Genomic DNA, 17061 nt, shown 5'->3' on the forward strand with positions numbered 1-17061 from the left:
AATCAGTGTGCAAAGCGCATCCAAAACCCCGTCAAGTTCTTCAATGGCTCCCGGCCATTTTTCTTGCAGCTTGAAACTTGCAGCTTGCCTATGCCTTGCCGCCCAGCCCCGCCCACTGCACCAGCAGTGCCTCGAGCAACAACACGCGATTCAGGTTGGCCTTGCCGAGAACCTTCTGCCGGTGCGCCAGCAGCCAGTCCTGCAGGGACAGGAGCTGGGAAGGGGTCGATTTCCTGGCCAGGTACTGCAGCACCTTGTGCATGTCCGCCGCGCCCAGATCGACCTCCTCCCCCGCCATCTGGCACCGCAGGATGATATGCGCCCAGTCGCAGAACCAGTCGAACAGCAACAGCAGCGGCACGCCATTCCAGCCTTCGGCCAACTGGCTGGGGGAACTCTGCTGCTTGTGCAGCTTCTTGATGCCTTCCACCACCTGCTCGCGCATCGCCAGCACACCCTGCTCATGCAGCTTGAGCGCGGACAGCGGCGAACCGGCGGACAGCGCCAGCGACTCCTCGCGCTCGCCTGCCGCCATCTCTGGCAATTGCCCTGCCAGCCACTCCAGGCTTTGCGCACGCGTCGGCAGCGGGCAGGCCTGCTGCTGGCAACGGCTCTTGATGGTTGGCAACAGCCGGCTGGGCTGATGGCTGACCAGCAGCAGCACAGTCTCGCCCGAGGGCTCCTCGAGGCTCTTCAACAACGCATTGGCGGCATTCAGGTTCATCGCCTCGGCCGGCTCCAGCAGCACCACCTTGCGCCCGCCGAGCTGGGCGGTCTGAGTCACGAAGCCGACCAGTTCACGAACCTGATCGACACGGATGGCCTTGTCCACTTCTTCCGGTTCGAGGATGAAATGATCCGGATGGGTCCGCGCCGCCAGCAACTGGCAGGCCTTGCACTGGCCACAGGCCCCTGTGGCCGTCGGCCGCTGGCAGAGCAGCAGCGCCATCAGGCGCTCGGCCAGTTGTCGCTTGCCGATCCCCGCCGGCCCATGCAGGAGATAGGCATGGGCGTGCTGCCGGCGGCTGGCGAGTTGCTGCCAGAGTGCCTGTTGCCAAGGTAGCGCATCAGCCATGATGGCGTTCCAGCAGTTCCGGCAGCAAAGCGTCCAACGCCCGCTGCACCTGTTCCAGCGACTGGCCGGCATCGACCACCCGATAACGCTGCGGCGTCTCGGCCGCGCGTCGCAGGTAGGCCGCCCGCACGGCCCCGAAGAACGCACTGCCTTCCTGCTCGAAACGATCCAGCCGGCCACGGGCCGCCGCGCGCTTCAGGCCGACCTCGATCGGCAGGTCGAACACCAGGGTCAGGTCGGGGCGTACATCACCCTGTACGAAGGACTCCAGTTGCGCGATGCGCTCGAACGGCAGTCCGCGCCCGCCACCCTGGTAGGCATAGGTGGCATCGGTGAAACGATCGCAGAGCACCACGCAACCGCGCGCCAGCGCCGGCAGGATCACCGTCGCCAGGTGCTGGGCGCGGGCGGCGAACACCAGCAGCAGTTCGGTATCGCTGGCCATCGCCTCGTCGGAAGGCGTCAGCAGCAGTTCGCGGATACGTTCGGCCAGCGGCGTACCGCCCGGCTCACGGGTCATCAACACCTCGCAGCCGGCCTCGCGCAGGCGCGCCGCCAGGTACTCGCGATTGGTACTCTTGCCCGCGCCTTCCGGGCCTTCCAGGGTAACGAACAGTCCGGCCATCAGGGCTTCTCCGGAGCGGCGGCGGGTGCCGGGCTGGAACGGTAGTCCGCACGCCGTTTCAATTGATATTCACGCACCGCACGGTTGTGCTCGGCAAGCGTCTCGCTGAACACATGGCTGCCATCGCCTCGCGCGACGAAATACAGGCTCTTGCCATCGGCCGGGTGCAGCGCGGCATGGATCGCCTCGCGTCCGACCATGGCGATCGGCGTTGGCGGCAGGCCGGCCCGGGTGTAGGTGTTATAGGGTGTCGGCCGGCGCAGGTCGGCCCGGGTGATACGCCCCTGGTAGGCTTCGCCCATGCCATAGATCACTGTCGGATCGGTCTGCAGCAGCATCCCCAGGCGTATGCGACGCACGAAGACCCCGGCGATCTCGCCGCGCTCATGGGGTACGCCGGTTTCCTTTTCGATGATCGAGGCCATGATCAGCGCGTCATAGGGTTCGTCGTAAGGCAAGCCTTCGGCGCGCTGCCGCCACTCCTCGTCCAGTACCCGCTCCAGCCGCTCGGCGGCTTTTTCCAGCAACTCCAGGTCGCTGAAACCACGGGTGTAGCGGTAGGTGTCCGGAAAGAAACGCCCCTCGGGGTGCAGGCCGGCGCGCTCGAGCCGCTCCATCACCTCGCTATCGGACAGTCCCGCCAGGGTCTGCTCCAACTTGGGCTGTGCTTCCAGCGCAGTGCGCAACTGGCGGAAATTCCAGCCCTCGACCAGGGTCAGGCTGTATTGCACCACCTCGCCACGCTGCCAGAGGCCGAGCATGTCCCGCACGCGCATGCCCGGCAGCAAGCGGTATTCGCCACTGTGCAGTGCCTGAGCCGGCGGATTGAGGCGCCAGTAGACCCTGAGCCAGAAGGCATCGCGCAACAGGCCTTCGGACTCCAGGCGCAGGAAAATACGGTTCGGCGTATCGCCCGGTCGCACATCGAGCAATTGCTCGGCCTCCAGGCTCAGCGGTTGTTCGAGCGCCTGGGTTTGCTTCCAGGCAACGAACAGCGCGCCAGTACCGGCGAACGCCAGGCAGAGCGACAACAGCAGAAAGAGTCTACGAATCACGAATTACCCGGATGCTCGAACAGAAGAGCCTGGAGTTTACGGGTGACGCCGCCAACCGGCCAGATGCGCTGGCGCAATCGACGTACCGGCCAGATGCCATACAGGCTGTTGCACAGGAAGATTTCTTCGGCCCGCTGCAGCTCTTCGACGGAGATATCCCGCTGCTCGACCAGCATGCCGGCGGCGGCGGCACGCTCGATGATTTCCGCGCGCATCACCCCGGCAACGCCACAGCGCTGCAGCGACGGTGTCAGCAGGCGCCCATCGAGCACCAGGAACAGGTTGCTGAACACCCCTTCGATGACTCGCCCCGAGGTGTCGCACATCAAGCCCTCGGCAAAGGCGGCATCCTGCCATTCGCCACGCGCAAGCACCTGCTCCAGCCGGTTCAGGTGCTTGAGCCCCGCCAGCAGGGGCTGCTCGGCCAGGCGGGTGCGGCAGGGAAACAGCTCGACACCCGCTTCGCCATGGACGGCGGGATAGGCGGGCAAAGGCGCCGACTGCAGGATGCGCCGCGCAATGCTGGGAGTGGGTGGCGCATAGCCGCGCAGGCCATCGCCACGGGTGACGATCAATTTAGCCACGCCGCGCTCGAATTGCGCGCAATAGGCCAGCACTTCGCTACGCAGCAGCGCATCATCCAGGGGAATCCGCAGACGCCCGCAACCGTCCCGCAGGCGTGCCATATGCCGCTCGAACAGGCAGGGCCTGCCCCGTTCGACGCGCATCGTCTCGAACAGCCCATCGCCGTAGGCCAGTGCCCGGTCGCTGATGGCCAACCGCTCATCGGGCTGGCCATCGACCCAGCTCACGATCACTCGGCGAACCGGCGGAACACCAGCGAACCGTTGGTCCCGCCAAAGCCGAAGGAGTTGGACAGTGCCACTTCGATCGGACGCGGCTTGGCCTGGTGCGGCACGAAGTCGAGATCACAGCCCTCGTCCGGTTCCTCCAGGTTGATGGTCGGCGGCGCCACCTGGTCACGAATCGCCAGGATACTGAAGATCGCCTCGACCGCTCCGGCGGCCCCCAACAGGTGACCGACCATGGACTTGGTGGAACTGACCGACAGCGCATAGGCATGTTCGCCGAACACACTGCGAATGGCCGCAGCCTCGGCCTTGTCCCCGGCTGGCGTGGACGTGCCATGGGCGTTGATATAGTCCACCAGCGCCGGGTCGAGGCGGGCGTCCTGCAATGCATTGCGGATACAGCGCGCGGCACCGGCGCCATCCTCGGGCGGCGAAGTCATGTGGTAGGCGTCGGCACTCATGCCGAAACCGATCAGTTCGGCATGAATGGTGGCGCCACGCGCCTTGGCATGTTCCAGCTCTTCCAGTACCAGCGCACCTGCGCCATCGGACAGCACGAAGCCATCGCGGCCCTTGTCCCACGGACGGCTGGCGGCCGCAGGGTCGTCATTGCGGGTCGACAGTGCCCGCGCCGCGGAAAAACCACCGATGCCCAGGCCACTGGCGGCCATTTCGGCACCGCCGGCGACCATCACGTCCGCCTCGCCATAGGCGATATTGCGCGCGGCCATGCCGATGCAGTGCGTACCTGTGGTACAGGCCGTGGAAATAGCGTAGTTCGGCCCCTGCAGTCCCAGGTGGATCGACAGGAAACCGGAAACCATGTTGATGATCGAACCCGGCACGAAGAATGGCGAGATGCGCCTGGGCCCCTGTTCGAACAGGGTCTTGCTGCTGCTTTCGATATTGGTCAGGCCACCGATGCCCGAGCCCATCACGACACCGATGCGCTCGCGGTTGGCATCGGTTATTTCCAGCCCGGAATCACGCACCGCCTGGAAACTGGCAGCCAGTCCGTACTGGATGAAAAGATCGAGTTTGCGCGCTTCCTTGGCCGGCAGGTACTGCTCGACCTCGAAGCCTTTGATCGCTCCGCCGAAACGGGTCGGGTATGCCGAAAGATCCATGTGGTCGAGCGGGGCGATACCGCTGCGGCCGGCCAGAATGCCCTGCCAACTGCTCGGCACATCGTTACCCAGTGGCGATAACATGCCCATCCCGGTGACCACGACGCGTCTACGCGACACAGCTTTCTCCTTACATCGTGAACCCGCACGGTACTGAAATCGGCGGTAGGAACGTCATGACCCTGGCACTACAAGGGCCACGTTGCATCAAAGATAAAGCCGCACTACCCAGCTAGAGGCAGTGCGGCTTTACTGGTCCGAAGCTGGATTACAACTTACTGCGCGTGCGCGTTGATGTAATCGATGGCTTCCTGAACGGTGGTGATCTTCTCGGCTTGCTCGTCCGGGATTTCGGTCTCGAATTCCTCTTCCAGAGCCATCACCAGCTCAACGGTGTCAAGAGAGTCGGCACCCAGGTCTTCGACGAAGGAAGCGCTGTTGGTAACTTCGTCTTCTTTGACGCCAAGTTGCTCGGCAACGATTTTCTTGACGCGTTCTTCGATGGTGCTCATACCTTGTTTTAACTCCTATGGAAAAATCCGGGCAGCTGGTCTGCGCGGTAGTGTATAGAAAGCGTTTTCCGCATTTCAAGCCGAAAGGGGCTTGATATGCGCCCGCCTCCAACCTTCTACCTATAAGCCAGCCACCGCTTATAACTGTTTAACAGTCACGATCCTGCGTCGATCGTCTCACCCACTCACATATACATGCCGCCATTCACCGGGACAGTGGCCCCGGTGACATAGGAGGCGGCATCGGATGCGAGAAATGAGACGACCTTGGCAATTTCTTCGGCCTGCCCGAGGCGTCCCAGCGGGATCTGCCCCAGCAGAGCGTCACGCTGAGCTTCGGGAAGCTCGCGCGTCATATCCGTATCGATGAATCCCGGCGCCACGGCGTTGACCGTGATGGCGCGCGAACCCACTTCACGCGCCAGGGCACGACTGAAACCTTCCAGCCCGGCCTTGGCTGCCGCGTAGTTTACCTGCCCGACGTTGCCCATGGCACCAACCACGGAGCCGATACTGATGATTCGCCCCCAGCGTGCCTTGGTCATGCCGCGCAGCACGGACTTGGTCAGACGATACAGGCTGTTGAGGTTGGTATCGATGACATCGTTCCATTCATCGTCCTTCATGCGCAGCATCAGGTTGTCACGGGTGATGCCGGCATTGTTGACGAGGATGGCGATCTGTCCGAAGCGCTGCTGGATCTGCTCCTGGACGGCATTGACCGATTCGTCGCTGCAGACATCCAGCACCAGCCCGGTGCCTTCGATACCGTTGCTCTTGAGTGTCTCACCAATGCGCTCGGCACCGGCGGCCGAAGTAGCGGTACCGATGACGGTGGCGCCCTGCCGGCCCAGCTCGAGTGCGATGGCCTGGCCGATACCACGGCTGGCGCCGGTGACCAGAGCGACTTTGCCTTGCAGACTCATAGGGTTCTCCTCAGTAAAACCAGCGCAATTAAACCAGCGCACCACGGGTGGCGGCGAAAGCTTCCGGGGTATCCAGATTGTAGGTGTCGACGCCCTTGACGCAACGCTTGTTCAGCCCGGACAACACCTTGCCCGGCCCGCACTCGACCAGCGCCGTGACGCCACGCGCCTGCAACTCGAGCATCGACTCGACCCAGCGTACCGGGCTGTAGAGCTGCGCCAGCAAGTCGCGCTTGAGCGTATCCAGCTCCTCGACCACCACGGCACTGACGTTCTGCACCAGCGCGATCTGCGGTACCTGCCAGTCGATATCGGCGACGGCGACGGCGAAGCGCTCGGCGGCCGGGCGCATCAGTTCGCAATGGGAGGGGACGCTGACCGGCAGCGCCATGGCGCGCTTGGCGCCACGCGCCTTGCAGGCCTCGATGGCCCGCTCGACCGCTGCCGCCGCGCCGGCGATCACCACCTGCCCCGGCGCATTGAAATTCACCGCACTGACCACTTCGCCGCGTGCCGCTTCGTCGCAGGCGGCCAGCACATCGGCATCTTCCAACCCGAGGATGGCGGCCATGCCACCCTGGCCGGCGGGAACCGCCTGCTGCATCAGTTGCCCGCGCAGCTCGACCAGCTTCACCGCATCGGCCAGCGTCAGGCTACCGGCCGCGACCAGCGCCGAGTACTCGCCCAGGCTATGTCCGGCGACGAAAGCCGGGCGCGCACCACCCTCGGCCAGCCACAGGCGCCACAATGCCAGGGAAGCCGTGAGAATAGCCGGCTGCGTACGGTCGGTACGGTTGAGTTCTTCGGCCGGCCCATCCTGAGTCAGCGCCCAGAGATCGTAGCCCAGAGCGGCGGAAGCCTCGGCGAAGGTATCTTTCACCACACTCTGCTGGGCACCCAGATCGGCCAGCATGCCGAGGGACTGCGAGCCCTGCCCGGGGAAGACGAAAGCGAGTGATGCGGACATTGAAAGGTTCTCTTTATGGCTCTGTTCGTGGTTCTGTTGGTATTTGCATGCACGCCCAATCGGGCATCGCGAATATTCGATTGGATGGCCGGCGCCCCTATGCGGTCACATCCGGAGGCTGGCGCCCGGTCACCAGCAACTGCTCCAGGCGGTCGTGCAGGCGCTGCGGCAGGTTCTGCTCGACATCCCTCGCCGCGCGCAGAATAGCAGCCTTGAACCCTTCATGGCCGGCCGAGCCATGGCTCTTCACGACGATGCCCTGCAGCCCGAGAAAACTGGCGCCATTGTACTGTGCAGGCGCCAGGTCACCCTTGAGACGCCGCAACAGAGGCATGGCCAGCAACCCGAGGAAACGTGTGAAGTGGGAACGCCGGAACATCGCCTCGGCGCGCGCCGCGACCATCTCCACCAGGCCCTCGCTGGACTTGAGCAGGATATTGCCGACGAAACCGTCGCATACCGCGACATCCGCCTCGCCACGGAACAAGCCGTCGCCTTCGATAAAGCCCTGGTAGTGGATATCCACCGCCTGTTCGAGCAACAGCGCCGCCTGCTTGACCTGCTGGTTGCCCTTGATCGGCTCGGTACCCACATTCAGCAGTGCGACTCTGGGCCGCACGATACCCAGGGTCTGCGCCGCGACCGAGCCCATCACCGCGAACTGGTAGAGATGCTCGGCAGCGCAATCGACGTTGGCGCCAAGATCCAGCAGCAGGCATGGGTCGCCACGGGTCGGGATGGCCGTCACCATGGCGGGTCGGTCCACGCCGGGCAGGGTCTTGAGGATATGCCGCGACAACGCCATCAGCGCCCCGGTATTGCCGGCACTGACACAAGCATGCGCCTCTCCGTCGCGCACCCGCTCGAGCGCCAGGCGCATGGACGAACGCGGCTTGCCGCGCAGCGCCTGGGTGGGCCGTTCGTCCATGGCGACGACTTCCTCGGCATCGACGATCGACAGGCGCGCGTGATCGACGCGGCCATAGCGTGCCACGAGGTCTTCAAGCAGGGAACGTTGGCCAACCAGGGCCAGGCACAGCGAAGGGGATTCAGCCAGGCAATCGAGACTGGCCGGAACAATGCAACGGGGACCGAAGTCCCCGCCCATTGCGTCGATCGCGATAATCGGAGCGGACAAGATTACTCGTCAGCGCCCTTGTCGATCACTTTGCGACCACGGTAGAAACCGTCCGGGGAAACGTGGTGGCGCAGGTGAACTTCGCCAGTGCTCTTTTCCACGGACAGGGCGTTCGCATCCAGGGCATCATGCGAACGACGCATGTCACGGGCGGAACGGGATTTTTTGTTCTGCTGAACAGCCATCGGGATCAACTCCTAAACGTTTGGGTCACGCTTTAACTGCGCCAGTACGCTGAACGGGTTGGACCGCGTTACCTCGTCCTCACTCGGCCCGGGCCCGTCAGGCCCAACCGGCGGCTGGCAAATTTCAGGGTCATGGAGTGGAACAATCGGCAGAGCGAGCAACAGCTCGTCCTCGGCCAGCGCCAGCAGATCCAGAGGATCTTCTCCCAGTTCCAGCACGTCGTAGCTCTTGGGCAAATGCTCGGTGCTCTTCCCTTCGCCAACGACTGCGTATTCGCATTCGCTGTGGACGGGCAAGGCAACCTGCTCAAGGCAGCGCTGGCAGATCATCCTGACCTCGACCTCGAGCCGACTGTGGATAACCACGGTATTCTGCTCGTCACGCCCAAAGGTGAATCGGGCATGCACCACACCCTGATCCTCTTCGAGAGGCTCAGTCAGTCGGGCGAATCCGGACAGGGGCATTTCACCCTCAAGGGTGATGGCCCGGTCTGCCAGCTTGCGCGGATCGACGTGCGGGGGTATTGGTCCTTTAAACATAAGCGCGGCATTCTAGGGATGCGCTCCCGGCCTGTCAAAGGAATTCCGGCAGCTCAAGCTTCAAGCTTCAAGCTTCAAGCTTCAAGAAAAAGCATGGCCAGACAGAGCGCCGGGGGAAACCTCGGCTTTGCTTGCAGCTAATAGAGCATCCCTATCGAAACAATGAAAACGCGAAATTTCCTTATATTCCACCAGGGCTCTAGCCTTTACCTCAAATGAGAAACGACTCCATTCGAGGTGCGCCATGCTCAAGACACTGACATTCACCATCATGCACTTCTGCATCGCCTTCGGCGTGGCTTATACGCTCACCGGCAGCATCGCGGTCAGCGGCCTGGTGGCAGCGGTCGAACCACTGTGCAACTCGGTGGGCTTCTACTTTCACGAGAAGGTATGGCAGCGCTTCGAGAAAAGCCGCGAATCAGCCCGTGAACGCCCCACACATGCCTGGCTGCATCACCACGCCTGAGACGAGGCAGGCCCGCTCGCGCAAAGCGCTTGCTACCCACCTCGATAAAAGCGCTGGCGGCTGGAGCGGCGGACGAAAAACACTGGCCATCCGCCGTTTCTCGTCCAGCCTTCAGCTTTCCAGCGATCTTTTCGGCCCCCGTCGCACATAGCACACCGTGCATACCGGCTACACTACGCCGCCACGCGACAGGAACCCCGCCATGCGCAGCATTCTATTAGCTTCCAGCTCCCCCTACCGCCACGCGCTGCTACAACGACTTCGCCTGCCTTTCGCAAGCGCCTCACCCGATATAGATGAAAGCCCCCTGCCGGGGGAGAACGCCCGCGACCTCGTCATGCGCCTCGCCGGCGAGAAGGCCCGGGCGCTTGCCAAGCGTTACCCCGACCACCTGATCATAGGTTCGGACCAAGTCGCGCTACTCGGCGAACAGGTACTGGGCAAGCCGCATGACTTCGAGCGCGCCCGGGAGCAACTCCGGGCCGCCAGCGCCAGCAGCGTCAGCTTCCTGACCGGGCTGGCCCTGCTCGACAGCGCCAGCGGCAGGCTGCAAGTGGACTGCATCCCCTTCACCGTGCACTTCCGCGAGCTGGACGATGCACTCATCGAGCGTTACCTGCGGGCCGAACGACCTTATGACTGCGCCGGCAGCTTCAAGTCCGAAGGACTGGGGATCGTCCTGTTGCGCAAGACCGAAGGCGAAGACGCCACCAGCCTGGTCGGCCTGCCGCTGATCAGGCTGGTGGATATGCTGTTGCAGGAAGCCGTCCAGCTACCCCGAATATCAACGTAACTGCGGCCCCGGCAATCCCGCCCAGATGGACAGGCGTTCGGCGATGCTCGCACCCAGGCGTTTGGTGAAGCGATCGAAAGGCGTTTCCTTGACGGTGAAATCGACCAGGTTCTCCTCACCGACGATCTCGCGCGCCACATAGGAGGTACTGCCAAGACCGTCGATCAAGCCCAGCTCCAGCGCCTGCTCACCCGACCAGACCAGGCCGGAAAACAGCTCGGGATGCGCCTCGACCTGCAGGCGCTCGCCACGCCCGGCCTTGACGCTATCGATGAACTGGCGATGAGTGGTCGACAGCACCCCCTGCCAGAATTCGGTTTCATCCGCCTTCTGTGGCTGGAAGGGATCGAGGAAGGCCTTGTGCTCACCGGAGGTATAGACGCGCCGCTCGACCCCGAGCGTCTTCATCGCCTCGACGAAACCGAAGGAGGCCGCCGTCACGCCGATGGAACCCACCAGGCTGGATTTGTCGGCATAGATCTCGTCAGCGGCACTGGCTATATAGTAGGCGCCGGATGCCCCGAGGTCGGTGATGACCGCATACAGTTTCGTCTGCGGGTACTTGGCACGTAGCCGGAGAATCTCGTCATACACATAGCCAGACTGCACCGGGCTGCCACCCGGACTGTTGATGCGCAGCAGCACCGCCCGGCTCGCCCCGTCCGCGAAGGCCGCACGCAAGGCACCGACCAGATTGTCGGCGCTGGCGGATTCCTCGTCGGCGATCATGCCACGCACATTGATCACCGCCGTATGACCGGTGGCGTCCGACTTGCTCGAACCGATCGGCAGGGACGGGGAAAAGATCAGCAACGCGATGAACAGGTAGCCGAACGTCAGCAACTTGAAAAAGATTCCCCAGCGGCGAGCCCGCCGTTGCTCCTGCACGCTGGCCAGCAGGGTCTTTTCCAGCAGCTTCCAGCTCTTTTGCTCCTGCCCGGCGCCATCGCCCAGCACCTTCGATTCAGAAGGTTCTTTCCACTCATCCGACACGTTCGTTCATCCCGTTCAAAGCCTTCGTTTGCAGCCATTCACCGAGCTGCGAGAAATGTTCGATGGCCAGCTTCGGCCTGTGCTGGCGCAGGATATCCAGCGGCTGGGCGCCATAGCCGACGGCCACCGCATCCACGCCGGCGTTTTGCGCCATCTGCAGATCGAAGACCGAATCCCCGACCATCAATGCCTGTGAAGGATGACAGTCGCAGATCGAAAGAATTTCATGAACCATGAGAGGGTCGGGCTTGCTCGCGGTTTCATCGGCAGCCCGGGTGACATCGAAGAAATCCTGCCAGCCCTGCCCCTCCAGCACCCGATCGAGGCCAAGGCGCCGCTTGCCGGTGGCGACCGCCAACCGATAGCCGTGCTCGCGGAAGGCCAGCAGCGACTCGCGCACACCGTCATACAGTGCGGAAGGCTGCTCTTCCAGGGCCAGGTAGTGCTGGCTGTAGCCCTTGCGGAAATGTTCGATGCGCAGCTCATCCCGCACGTGCGGGTAGAGCACGGTGATCGCCCGGGACAGCGACAGGCCGATGATGCCGCGTATCGCCGCGTCATCCAGCTCGGGCAGATCGCAGCCCGCGGCGGCCACTTTCACCGACTCGACGATACGGCCGATGGAGTTGGCCAGGGTGCCGTCCCAGTCGAAGATCAACAGTTGGTAGTCACTCACCCAGCTTCTCCAGAGTGTTCGCCCATTGCTCGTCCACCGGCGCCTCGAGCAGCAGTTCCCCACCATCGGGCAGCGGCACTTTCAGGGCATAGGCATGCAGGAACAGGCGCTTGCCGCCCAGTTCACGAATCTCGCGCGTGAACTCCTCGTCGCCGTACTTGCTGTCACCGGCGATCGCATGCCCGGCATGCCGGGCATGCACACGGATCTGATGGGTGCGCCCGGTCACCGGGCGCGCCTCGACCAGGGTGGCGAAATCGCCGAAGCGGCGCAGCACACGGAACAGCGTCAGGGCGTCCTTGCCCTGCTCATCCACCTCGACCATGCGTTCGCCCGAGCGCAAGGTGTTCTTCTGCAGGGGCGCATTGACCTGTTTGCGCGCGCTCTCCCAACGGCCACGCACCAGCGCCATATAGCGCTTGTCGACCCCGTCGCCGCGCAAGGCCTCGTGCAGGTGGCGCAGCATGCTGCGCTTCTTCGCCACCATCAGCAGCCCCGATGTATCGCGATCCAGCCGATGCACCAGCTCCAGCTCGCGCGCATCCGGACGCAACTGCCGCAGCGCCTCGATGACGCCGAAACTCAGCCCACTGCCACCGTGCACGGCGATGCCCGCCGGCTTGTTCAGCACGATCAGGCCCTTGTCCTCATGCACAATGGCGGCCTCCAGGCGCTCCAGCAAGGCCTGGGCCACCGGCACCGGCTCGTCCGGCGCGCTCAGGCGCAACGGCGGCACACGTATCAGATCACCGGCCTGCAGCTTGTATTCGGGCTTGATACGGCCCTTGTTCACGCGCACCTCGCCCTTGCGCAGGATGCGATAGATCAGCGTCTTGGGAGCCCCCTTGAGCTGGGTGCGCAGGAAATTGTCGATTCGTTGGCCGGCGAACTCCGGCGCCACTTCGAGCATTTGCACGCCTGAAGTCGGAGGGGTGGTAGTGGTCATTGCGGAATGGTATGGCCTGCAAGCTGCAAGCTGCAAGCTGCAAGCTGCAAGCTGCAAGCTGCAAGCTGCAAGCTGCAAGCTGCAGTCAGTGTGGGAAGCGGGGCCACAACCCTGTCAAGCTCCTCTTGCCGCTTGTAGCTTGCCGCCTTCCCCTGGATTTGAAGCCCCGCCACATTGCTGTTATAGTCGCGGCGCCGCCAAAAGCGGCCAGGTCCGTGGATGCAAGCGAACAAGCCATCCCTTACCCGGTAAACAGTTCGAGGACGTGAGGCCGTCCAAGGGTGCTTTCCTCAAGTAGCGGCAAAGCCCCGAACAAGCCTTGAAGACATGATGCGCGCCCCCGCTTCGGGGAGTCGCGATAATCGAAACCCGCTGCGGATTCTGCGCGCGGCAGCCGATTTTCAATGTATTGCGTGTTGGGTGGAGATGCACAGCCGTCGGTTTGCGTAGCAAAGGCTTTCATAGACGCTTAGATTCCGTCCGCTACCGTCTGGCTGATTCCTCCTCCCTGACCTATAGCCGCGACCCTTGTCGAAGGGCTGTGGCAGGAGACGTCGTCGCGACGCAGGCCCTGCTGGCCTTACATCGCTGGACACTGGAGTGCCTTACAACCATTCCTGACGCGCCTGACACCGACTGCGAAAGTCGTGTTTGCCGAACGCCGTTTCCGTTGGCAACGGAAACCGACGGTATTACATGAAAAGAATGCTCATCAACGCGACTCAACCCGAAGAGTTGCGTGTCGCACTGGTCGATGGCCAGCGCCTGTTCGACCTGGACATCGAGTCCGGGGCGCGGGAACAGAAGAAAGCCAATATCTACAAGGGCAAGATCACCCGCGTAGAGCCCAGCCTGGAAGCCGCCTTCGTCGACTTCGGCGCCGAGCGCCACGGCTTTCTCCCGCTCAAGGAAATCTCCCGCGAGTACTTCAAGAAGGCCCCCGAGGGCCGCATCAACATCAAGGATGTCCTGAGCGAAGGCCAGGAAGTCATCGTCCAGGTGGAAAAGGAAGAGCGCGGCAACAAGGGCGCCGCCCTGACCACCTTCATCAGCCTCGCCGGCCGCTACCTGGTGCTGATGCCCAACAACCCCCGCGCCGGCGGCATTTCCCGCCGCATCGAGGGCGAGGAGCGCAATGAGCTGCGCGAGGCGCTGAACGGCCTCAACGTCCCCGCCGACATGGGCCTGATCGTGCGTACCGCCGGCCTAGGCCGCTCCAGCGAAGAAATGCAGTGGGACCTCGACTACCTGCTGCAACTGTGGAGCGCGGTCAAGGAGGCCTCTCTCGACCGTGCGGCGCCGTTCCTGATCTACCAGGAATCCAACGTCATCATCCGCGCCATCCGCGACTACCTGCGCCAGGACATCGGCGAGGTGCTGATCGACAGCATCGACGCGCAGAACGAAGCACTGTCCTTCATCCAGCAGGTGATGCCGCAGTACGCCAGCAAGATCAAGCTGTACGAAGACAGCGTACCGCTGTTCAACCGCTTCCAGATCGAAAGCCAGATCGAAACCGCCTTCCAGCGTGAAGTGAAACTGCCTTCCGGCGGTTCCATCGTCATCGACCCGACCGAGGCGCTGGTTTCCATCGACATCAACTCGGCGCGCGCCACCAAGGGCGGCGACATCGAGGAAACCGCGCTGCAGACCAACCTGGAAGCGGCCGAGGAAATCGCCCGCCAACTGCGTCTGCGCGATATCGGCGGGCTGATCGTCATCGACTTCATCGACATGACCCCGGCGAAGAACCAGCGTGCCGTGGAAGAGAAAGTCCGCGAAGCACTGGAAGCCGACCGCGCGCGCATCCAGGTCGGGCGCATCTCGCGCTTCGGCCTGCTGGAAATGTCGCGCCAGCGCCTGCGCCCGTCGCTCGGCGAAACCAGCGGCATCGTCTGCCCGCGTTGCAACGGCCAGGGCATCATCCGCGACGTGGAATCGCTGTCGCTGGCGATCCTGCGCCTGATCGAGGAAGAAGCACTGAAGGACCGCACCGCCGAAGTACGCGCCCGCGTGCCCTTCCAGGTCGCGGCCTTCCTGCTCAACGAGAAGCGCAACTCGATCACCAAGATCGAACTGCGCACCCGTGCGCGCATCTTCATCCTGCCGGACGATCACCTGGAAACCCCGCATTTCGAAGTGCAGCGTCTGCGCGATGACAGCCCCGAGCTGACCGTTGCCCAGGCCAGCTATGAAATGAGCCACAGCGAGGTGGACGAAACCCAGCCGGTCAGCGCCACCCGCACCCTGGTCCGCCAGGAAGCCGCCGTGAAGACCGCGCCGCAACGCAGCGCCCCGGTTCCCGCAGCGAGCGCACCGTCCGCACCGACACCCACCGCCGCCGTACAGAGCAACGAGCCGAGCCTGTTCAAGGGGCTGGTGAAGTCCCTGGTGGGCCTGTTCGCCGGCAAGCCGGAAGAAGCGCCGGTCGAGCAGCAGAAACCTGCCAGCCAGCGCACCCAGCGCAATGACGAGCGTCGCAGCGGGCGCCAGCAGAACCGCCGCCGCGACAACGGCCGCAACGAAGAACGCAAACCGCGCGAAGAGCGTCAGGAACGCCAGGAGCGCCCTGCCCGCGAGGAGCGCCAGCCGCGTCCGCCGCGTGAAGAACGCAAGCCTCGCGAGCCGCAACAGCAGCAGGAAAGCCCCGCCAGCGAAGCACCGGCCCGCCGCGAACGCGCGCCCCGTGAAGAACGTCAGCCACGTGAAGAGCGCAAACGCGAGTTGCGCGCACCACTGGACGAAAACAACGAAAACCAGGCTGTGACCGAGGAAAGCGTAGAGCGCAAGCCACGCCAACCTCGCGAGGAGCGCAAACCACGAGCCGAGCAACAGGCCCCGGTTGCCAGCACTGAAGAAGAAATCGAGGATGGCAACGAACAGGAGAGCCAGGACAACGGCGAGAATGGCGAGAATGGCGAACGTCCACGCCGCCGCTCCCGTGGTCAGCGCCGCCGCAGCAACCGTCGCGAGCGCCAGCGTGATGCCAACGGCAATGAAGTGGCCGACGAAGACGCCGACGACAACAGTTCGCCAGTGAATGCCGGTGACCTGGCCGTTGCCGCCAGTGCCGCCGCGATCATTGCCAACGGCACTGCAACGAGCGAAGCCAGCGAGCAGCCGCCAGCCAGCGAGCCCGTGCCGGTAGCAACACTAGCGACGGAAGAAGCCAGCGCCGTGCCGGTCGTTGCCGACGAGGATCTCTCCGGCCAGGAAGTTGCCGAAGCCGAGCAGCCGCAGCCGCAGCCGCAGCCAACTGTCGAGCCTGTCGAGCCTGTCGAGCCTGTCGAGCCTGTCGAGCAGGAGCCGACCACGGTCGTCGAACCTGTTCAAGAGGCAGCACCGGCAGCCGCGCCCGAGGAACCCAAAGCAGAAGTGCCACAAGCGCAAACCGAGGTTGAGGCCGAGCCAGTAGAAGCAACAGTGGAAGAGAAAGCGGAAACCCAGCCGGCTACCGAGCAACAGCCTGTGGCAACAGAGAGCGCACCTGCTCCAGTAGCCAGCGCCAGCGGTCGTGCACCCAACGATCCACGTGAAGTCCGCCGCCGCCAGCGTGAAGAGGCCGAACGCCTCAAGGCCGCCGCAGCCGCACAGGCAGCAGCGCCAGCCGCAAGCGAAGCAAGCGAAGCAAGCGAAGCAAGCGAAGCAAGCGAAGCAAGCGAAGCAAGCGAAGCAAGCGAACAGCAGGCTATGGCGCCCGAGCAGGGGATACAAGAAGAGATAGCGCGGGATGAAGCAGTCGTTCCAGACGCTCCCGCCGAAGAGCAACAGAGCACGGACAAGCCACAAGCCTGATCCCCTCTGAGCAACGAAAACGCCCGATGCAGCAACCACTGCATCGGGCGTTTTTCATTGCCTCCCCGTAGAAGCGGCTTTGTTGTAGCGGCGACATCACATTTCACTGCAACTGGATTGGCAATCCAGTCTGCGATTGGCCGTACACCGCTGCCGGTATTATGTTGTCCGTATTATCGCGACCCCGGCCCGGCCCGCTACGAAACACGCATGAACCCGTCGCGCATATGAATAAGGGGGCGCTCTTCGTCGGCGCCCCTGCCGACGAAGGTTTCGTAGCGGGGTTGGCCGGGCGCGCGGCAAATACCGAGGCGACCATGGGAAAAGCCGTCGGCGCGCTACTTGAATCATTCGCAGGGCTGGCTCTTTTCCACAGGCACTACCGCTAGTGGCTGTGCGGATGCCTGGTGGCGGGGCGGGGCCTTCG

17 protein-coding genes are annotated in these 17061 nt (G+C 63.5%); 3 read left to right on the top strand and 14 right to left on the bottom strand.

The genetic code is table 11. The features are described 5' to 3' along the window. Positions 1–88: 88 nt before the first annotated feature. The 11 genes from DNJ95_RS04230 to DNJ95_RS04280 all read right to left on the bottom strand — a co-directional run bounded on the left by DNJ95_RS04230 (position 89) and on the right by DNJ95_RS04280 (position 8962). On the bottom strand, positions 89–1075 hold the full coding sequence (locus tag DNJ95_RS04230; protein WP_131183476.1) for a DNA polymerase III subunit delta': 987 nt from the start codon (positions 1073–1075) through the stop codon (positions 89–91). Next, a complete protein-coding gene (gene tmk / locus DNJ95_RS04235; protein ID WP_131183477.1) occupies positions 1068–1700 on the bottom strand; it encodes a dTMP kinase in 633 nt (210 codons plus the stop codon). Before tmk ends, DNJ95_RS04230 begins: the two co-directional genes overlap by 8 nt. Further along, a complete protein-coding gene (gene mltG, locus DNJ95_RS04240) occupies positions 1700–2737 on the bottom strand; it encodes an endolytic transglycosylase MltG (protein WP_242671914.1) in 1038 nt (345 codons plus the stop codon). Before mltG ends, tmk begins: the two co-directional genes overlap by 1 nt. 14 nt (positions 2738–2751) lie before the next feature. After that, complete coding sequence (pabC, locus tag DNJ95_RS04245) at positions 2752–3570, bottom strand: aminodeoxychorismate lyase (RefSeq protein ID WP_131183548.1); 819 nt, start codon at positions 3568–3570, stop codon at positions 2752–2754. After that, on the bottom strand, positions 3570–4814 hold the full coding sequence (gene fabF, locus DNJ95_RS04250) for a beta-ketoacyl-ACP synthase II (protein WP_131183479.1): 1245 nt from the start codon (positions 4812–4814) through the stop codon (positions 3570–3572). The genes pabC and fabF overlap by 1 nt, the downstream gene beginning before the upstream one ends. A gap of 155 nt (positions 4815–4969) precedes the next feature. Continuing rightward, complete coding sequence (gene acpP / locus DNJ95_RS04255; protein ID WP_016493661.1) at positions 4970–5206, bottom strand: acyl carrier protein; 237 nt, start codon at positions 5204–5206, stop codon at positions 4970–4972. Positions 5207–5391: 185 nt separating this feature from the next. Continuing rightward, positions 5392–6132, bottom strand: coding sequence for a 3-oxoacyl-ACP reductase FabG (fabG, locus tag DNJ95_RS04260; RefSeq protein ID WP_131183480.1), 741 nt, complete (start codon positions 6130–6132; stop codon positions 5392–5394). Positions 6133–6160: 28 nt separating this feature from the next. Further along, positions 6161–7099 (bottom strand): ACP S-malonyltransferase, encoded by a 939-nt coding sequence (gene fabD, locus DNJ95_RS04265; RefSeq protein WP_131183481.1) that lies wholly within the window; start codon positions 7097–7099, stop codon positions 6161–6163. 97 nt (positions 7100–7196) lie between these two features. Next, positions 7197–8237 (bottom strand): phosphate acyltransferase PlsX, encoded by a 1041-nt coding sequence (gene plsX / locus DNJ95_RS04270; protein ID WP_131183482.1) that lies wholly within the window; start codon positions 8235–8237, stop codon positions 7197–7199. Positions 8238–8239: 2 nt separating this feature from the next. After that, positions 8240–8422 carry a 50S ribosomal protein L32 gene (gene rpmF / locus DNJ95_RS04275; protein WP_131183483.1) on the bottom strand — a complete coding sequence of 61 codons (183 nt, stop codon included), beginning with the start codon at positions 8420–8422 and terminating at the stop codon, positions 8240–8242. A gap of 12 nt (positions 8423–8434) precedes the next feature. Continuing rightward, positions 8435–8962, bottom strand: coding sequence for a YceD family protein (locus DNJ95_RS04280; protein ID WP_131183484.1), 528 nt, complete (start codon positions 8960–8962; stop codon positions 8435–8437). 244 nt (positions 8963–9206) lie between these two features. Between DNJ95_RS04280 and DNJ95_RS04285 the strand changes: the two genes are divergently transcribed. Both DNJ95_RS04285 and DNJ95_RS04290 read left to right on the top strand, forming a co-directional pair. After that, the gene (locus DNJ95_RS04285; protein WP_131183485.1) at positions 9207–9431 is read left to right on the top strand and encodes a DUF2061 domain-containing protein; all 225 of its coding nucleotides are present in this window, start codon (positions 9207–9209) and stop codon (positions 9429–9431) included. Positions 9432–9633: 202 nt separating this feature from the next. Then, positions 9634–10224 carry a Maf family protein gene (locus DNJ95_RS04290; RefSeq protein WP_131183486.1) on the top strand — a complete coding sequence of 197 codons (591 nt, stop codon included), beginning with the start codon at positions 9634–9636 and terminating at the stop codon, positions 10222–10224. On the opposite strand, the gene DNJ95_RS04295 is transcribed toward DNJ95_RS04290, so the two are convergent. From DNJ95_RS04295 to rluC, 3 genes are read right to left on the bottom strand one after another with little or no spacing between them, the layout of a single operon-like run. Continuing rightward, the gene (locus DNJ95_RS04295; RefSeq protein WP_131183487.1) at positions 10216–11217 is read right to left on the bottom strand and encodes a S49 family peptidase; all 1002 of its coding nucleotides are present in this window, start codon (positions 11215–11217) and stop codon (positions 10216–10218) included. The two genes, DNJ95_RS04290 and DNJ95_RS04295, sit on opposite strands and share 9 nt — an antisense overlap. Next, on the bottom strand, positions 11207–11893 hold the full coding sequence (locus DNJ95_RS04300; RefSeq protein WP_131183488.1) for an HAD-IA family hydrolase: 687 nt from the start codon (positions 11891–11893) through the stop codon (positions 11207–11209). The genes DNJ95_RS04295 and DNJ95_RS04300 overlap by 11 nt, the downstream gene beginning before the upstream one ends. Then, a complete protein-coding gene (rluC, locus tag DNJ95_RS04305; RefSeq protein ID WP_131183489.1) occupies positions 11886–12839 on the bottom strand; it encodes a 23S rRNA pseudouridine(955/2504/2580) synthase RluC in 954 nt (317 codons plus the stop codon). The genes DNJ95_RS04300 and rluC overlap by 8 nt, the downstream gene beginning before the upstream one ends. A gap of 696 nt (positions 12840–13535) precedes the next feature. On the opposite strand from rluC, the gene rne reads away from it, so the two are divergent. Continuing rightward, complete coding sequence (rne, locus tag DNJ95_RS04310) at positions 13536–16634, top strand: ribonuclease E (protein ID WP_207388743.1); 3099 nt, start codon at positions 13536–13538, stop codon at positions 16632–16634. Positions 16635–17061 lie beyond the last annotated feature (427 nt).

The sequence above is a fragment of the Stutzerimonas kirkiae genome, assembly GCF_004327335.1.
Lineage (GTDB): Bacteria > Pseudomonadota > Gammaproteobacteria > Pseudomonadales > Pseudomonadaceae > Stutzerimonas > Stutzerimonas kirkiae.

Bases quoted from the DNA above. Each gene is read 5' to 3' on its own strand.
- DNJ95_RS04230 (WP_131183476.1), bottom strand. From the start codon at position 1,075: ATGGCTGATGCGCTACCTTGGCAACAGGCACTCTGGCAGCAACTCGCC.
- tmk (WP_131183477.1), bottom strand. From the start codon at position 1,700: ATGGCCGGACTGTTCGTTACCCTGGAAGGCCCGGAAGGCGCGGGCAAG.
- acpP (WP_016493661.1), bottom strand. From the start codon at position 5,206: ATGAGCACCATCGAAGAACGCGTCAAGAAAATCGTTGCCGAGCAACTT.
- fabG (WP_131183480.1), bottom strand. From the start codon at position 6,132: ATGAGTCTGCAAGGCAAAGTCGCTCTGGTCACCGGCGCCAGCCGTGGT.
- fabD (WP_131183481.1), bottom strand. From the start codon at position 7,099: ATGTCCGCATCACTCGCTTTCGTCTTCCCCGGGCAGGGCTCGCAGTCC.
- rpmF (WP_131183483.1), bottom strand. From the start codon at position 8,422: ATGGCTGTTCAGCAGAACAAAAAATCCCGTTCCGCCCGTGACATGCGT.
- DNJ95_RS04280 (WP_131183484.1), bottom strand. From the start codon at position 8,962: ATGTTTAAAGGACCAATACCCCCGCACGTCGATCCGCGCAAGCTGGCA.
- DNJ95_RS04285 (WP_131183485.1), top strand. From the start codon at position 9,207: ATGCTCAAGACACTGACATTCACCATCATGCACTTCTGCATCGCCTTC.
- DNJ95_RS04290 (WP_131183486.1), top strand. From the start codon at position 9,634: ATGCGCAGCATTCTATTAGCTTCCAGCTCCCCCTACCGCCACGCGCTG.
- rluC (WP_131183489.1), bottom strand. From the start codon at position 12,839: ATGACCACTACCACCCCTCCGACTTCAGGCGTGCAAATGCTCGAAGTG.
- rne (WP_207388743.1), top strand. From the start codon at position 13,536: ATGAAAAGAATGCTCATCAACGCGACTCAACCCGAAGAGTTGCGTGTC.